4 protein-coding genes are annotated in these 4,387 nt (G+C 66.9%); 3 read left to right on the forward strand and 1 reads right to left on the reverse strand.

Annotated elements, in window-relative coordinates; translation table 11 throughout:
* The first annotated feature begins 35 nt into the window (after positions 1–35).
* Positions 36–1,835, forward strand: a complete 1,800-nt coding sequence (locus tag FDZ70_06920) for a hypothetical protein (protein ID TLM75321.1) — start codon at positions 36–38, stop codon at positions 1,833–1,835.
* A 16-nt stretch (positions 1,836–1,851) separates the two neighbouring features.
* On the opposite strand, the gene FDZ70_06925 is transcribed toward FDZ70_06920, so the two are convergent.
* Positions 1,852–2,244, reverse strand: coding sequence for a hypothetical protein (locus FDZ70_06925; protein TLM75318.1), 393 nt, complete (start codon positions 2,242–2,244; stop codon positions 1,852–1,854).
* A gap of 697 nt (positions 2,245–2,941) precedes the next feature.
* Here FDZ70_06925 and FDZ70_06930 point away from each other — a divergent pair.
* Together FDZ70_06930 and FDZ70_06935 are read left to right on the forward strand one after the other, a co-directional pair.
* A complete protein-coding gene (locus FDZ70_06930) occupies positions 2,942–3,154 on the forward strand; it encodes a hypothetical protein (GenBank protein TLM75319.1) in 213 nt (70 codons plus the stop codon).
* 217 nt (positions 3,155–3,371) lie between these two features.
* Positions 3,372–4,250, forward strand: coding sequence for a hypothetical protein (locus FDZ70_06935; protein TLM75320.1), 879 nt, complete (start codon positions 3,372–3,374; stop codon positions 4,248–4,250).
* Positions 4,251–4,387: the final 137 nt, after the last annotated feature.

A 4,387-nucleotide genomic window follows, 5' to 3' on the forward strand; every position in this document is an offset into this window, starting at 1 on the left:
GCTGGGAACAGTGCGGCGTCTCAGAGTGGACCGACATCGTCGACATCGCGGCGGGGGGCTGGTATACGGTCGGTCTCAAGGCGGACGGCACTGTCCTGGCCGTCGGAAGCAACGAGTGCGGCGAGTGCGGCGTCTCAGAGTGGACCGACATCACCGCTGTCGCGGCGGGCTACAACCACACCGTCGGCCTCACGGCGAACGGCACAGCAGTGTCGATCGGGGACGACAGCTGGGGCCAGAGCGGCGTTGCAGACTGGGACGACCTCGTGGCCGTTGCCGCCGGCGTGTACCACACCGTGGGCCTCAAGGCAGATGGCACGGTGGTCGCGGTCGGGATGGACTTCTCTGGCCAGTGCAACGTTTCGCCTCGTGAGCCGATTGTGGCGATCACCGCGACCGAGGGCGGCCTGTTCGGACTTGAGCGCGACGGCACCGTGGTCGCGCTGGCGCGCAGCCGCGGTGATGTCTGCGGCTGGACCGATATCACTGCGATTGGTGGTGGCTATGCGCACGCCGTCGGTCTGAGGTCTGACGGGTCAGTGGTTGCGGCCGCAGGATGGATCTCCGCGGGGGATGACTTCGGCCAATGCGACGTCTCGGACTGGACTGACATCGTGGCGGTCGCCGGAGGCTTCTGGCACACCATCGGTCTCAGGCGTGACGGCACCGTCGTAGCCGCCGGCTCCGCCGGCGATGGTCGGTGCGACGTCTCGGACTGGACGGACATAGCTGCTGTGGCATGTGGCAACTGGTACACCCTCGGCCTTCGACGCGACGGCACGGTGCTCGCGACAGCGGGGAGCAGCGGCGATGTCTCGGATTGGAGCGACATCGCGGCCGTGGCGGCGGGCGGGTCCCACAACGTTGGTCTCAAGCGTGACGGGACGGTGGTTGCGACCGGGAGCAACGACTGCGGCCAGTGCGATGTCTCGGACTGGACTGACATCGTCGCCGTGCAAGCGTGCTATGGCGGGACCATCGGACTCAAGCCTGACGGTACGGTCGTTGTGACTAACCCGACGTACGCCCTGGTGTATGGCGACTGGGGTACTCACCCGAACCCCTGCTCCATCGGCGGCACCGGCTCGTGCGTGGGTCTTCGCGCCGTCGAGCCCACCGGCGCGCTGCCGGCGTTCCGGGGCTGGGGTCGCCTCGAAGCCACCATCGGCACGCTCTCGGCAGGCTCGGCGGTCAAGTTCGCGGTGCGCACGAGTGCAGATGGGATCGAATGGTCGGAGCCGCTGGGTCGTGACGGCGAACCGATCGACTGGACGACCGGCAGCGGGAACTACCTGGGCCGCGCATCCGAGGATGTGGCCGCCTTTTCGGACATGAGCGCGGTGCCTGCATCCCAGTTCATCGACATCGTCGTGCGGCTGGAAGGGCCCACGGCGCTCGCGCCCGAACTTCAGCGTGTGTCCGTCACCGCCCTGCACGCCACGCTGCCGCGCGAGGAGACCGACTCGCGGCCTGTGTGGGCGGGGACGTGGGGCAGCCTGGTGCGCACGCAGTTCTCGCAGGGCACGGCACGCTACGTGTCCGGCGCGGGCAAGTCCGTGGAGGCCACCTTCTGCGGTACCGCGATCAGTTGGATCGGGTCCAAGACCACGTCGGGCGGTCGCGCGAGGGTCTATCTCGACGGCGTGTACCAGGCCACAGTGGACATGTACGCTTCCCCCAACCAGTTCAAGCAGGTGCTCTGGTCGGTCTCGGAGTTGCCTTTGGAGAACCACGTACTCCGGATCGAGAGCACCACCGGCAAGAACGCCAAGTCGACCGGATACAACGTCTGGGTGGATCGCTTCGACGTGACTGGGGAGCTGCTCGGACCGTAGGGGTGGCCTGTCGGAGTTAGACAGCGGCCTTCACAAGCGCGTCGATGATGGCCCACCATGAATGACAGAAGGCCCCTTCGGGACTCCTTTCGAGGAATCCGAAGGGGTCTTTCCACTGGTAGGACACTATGCGCCCGTCCTCGATGGTGGCGCTACAAAGTACCGCTGAGAGCACTTCGCGCTGCTCGGCGGTCGAGGCACCCGCGAATGCCAGCCGAGCGCCGGCACCTGCACGCGCCAAGGCCTCTACCTGCTCGATTGCAGCCGAGCGCACCTCGGCAAGCTCGCGGATTCGCCGTTCAAGAGTAGCGGCCTCGTCGGCGATCTCCTGCAACCGCTCGACGACGCCGAGCGCGTATGACGCGCCCAGCAGTCGTGCCGTCACCGAGGTGTCGTTGTGCTCATCCATGCGCCCAGCATCGAGGCAGTCGCCACACATCGCAACCCCGCTGGCACCGACTCCACGCGTTGCGCGGTTCCGTGTAGCATCTCAGTGTTGTGCGGTTCCACAGAAGTACCAACACCGCCGGGTGCACGAGCTTCGACAGGGAAACACCGCGGCGTCGGGCATGCTCTGGCATGACCCTGAGGAGGCTACTTGGGGTTCATCGACGCAATCGCACTGGAATACCAAACCGCTCCCGTGGCTACGGTTGCGGCGCTCGTGTCCGTCGCGGGGGCCACGATGTCAATCGTGGCTCTTCCGGTAGCCCTATGCCAGCTGCATCGAACGAAGACAGCAGCTGAGGCTGCTGGCGACGCGGTGCGAGCTACCGCGTCTGCCTTGCGAGATCGCATCCATCTCATCGACGCGCGGACGGGTGAGGTCGTGCCGAGTGATCTCTAGTTCCCTCACGAGGTGTTTCAGGGCGGCTCTGCGCCTTCTCGTGGGTGCATCCCTGTTGCTGTGTGCCGCTTGCACCCGCACCCGGGGTCTTGAAGGGGTGTGGCGCGTAGACTCCGTGCAGCCCTCGTACAAGTGGTCACTGCCATCGGACGGTACCAGCTCGACGCTCGTGCTGACCGACGACGGCCGGTTCGCCCTGGGGCCCCTAGTACGCAGCATGCCCGCCACGATTACGGTGCGGTGGAGTGGGACCTGGGCGGTGGAACGCGACAAGGATGTGCTGGATACGTGGGTGGAGGAACGCGCCAAAGACGATGTGGTTCTGCACGTGCAGAGCGACAACCCCGGTGCGGGGGGTAGGTACTGGCGCCTGACGGACTTGGGGCAGGACACGATGTCCCTCCAGTACTCGGACTCCGGGCCCGCTGTCACTAACGGTTCATGGCAGATGAACCTGTCGCGCGTCGAGTAGCATTGGCCGGGCCGCTGTTACGGCTACCGGCTGCTTGCGAGGTAGGTCACAAGCGCGTCGATGATCGCCCACCAGCTACTCACGAGGCACCCGCGGGTGCCTCGTTGCGTTCCGTGTGGCGGGCCGGCGCGTTGGATGACGGGTGGCCGAGGGTATATCCTCCGTCGCAGGGGCGCGGTGACCGCGCGGCGAAGCCGCCGGGACTGGGGAGGTAGACATGCGCGCGTACGTTCGTTTCACGGTCGCGATCCTCGCTTGTGTCATCGGGCTCGCGGTCCCGGCCGTCGCATCGGCGGCGGATCTGCAGCGGGCCGAGCAGAACGATCCGCGGATCGCGTACTCGGGCGTCTGGACCACGTCGACCTCGACGGGGTACTCCGGCGGGACCATGTCGTGGGGTGCGACAGGCTGTGTGGCAGCGGTCGCGTTCAGCGGCACCGGCGTGGACCTGGTGGTCTTCACCGGTCCGGCGTACGGCACGGCCCGCGTCGTGCTCGACTCGACCGACACGACACTGGTGAGTCTCTACGCACCGACCTACAGGATGAAGCAGGTCGTGTACAGCAAGCGCGGACTCAGCGCCGGCGCGCACACCCTGCGCATGGAGCACACCGGCATGTCGGATCCGGCGTCGATGCGTACGAACATCAGTCTCGACGCCGTCGACGTGGCGGAAGGGGAGCTTACGTCCGCGACTCCCTACGTCACGCGGTACGAGCAGAACGATTCCCGCCTGCAGTACTCAGGCCCGTGGACGCTCACCTCCTCGCCGCGCTACTCCGGCGGTTCGTTCCGATACGCGACGGCCGCCGGCTCGTACTGCGACGTGACGTTCAGCGGCACCGACATCGCCCTGATCACCTCGAAGGGCGTGAACTACGGCAAGGTGAGGATCACGCTCGACGAAGGCACGCCGGTGCTCGTCGACCTCTACTGGCCCATATGGGTGCCGCAGCAGCGGGTCTGGGCGTCCGGGTCGCTGGCGGACGACACGCACACCCTGCGCATCGAATGCAGCGGGGAGAGCACCGGAGCGGCGACGGCAGCGTTCGTCGGCATCGACGCACTCGATGTCGGCGGGGTCCTGATGCCGTAGGCGGTGCCGGCCGGGCGTTCCGGCATCGGTCCCCGGATACTGTGTGGAGGCCTCGGCGGGCACGCCGGGGCCTCTTCGCTTGCTCGTCAGGCTGCTCCCGTCACAGGATCGATGGGGGCGCCCCGGGGGGAAAGGGG

Source organism: Actinomycetota bacterium (assembly GCA_005774595.1).
In the GTDB taxonomy this organism is placed as follows: domain Bacteria; phylum Actinomycetota; class Coriobacteriia; order Anaerosomatales; family D1FN1-002; genus D1FN1-002.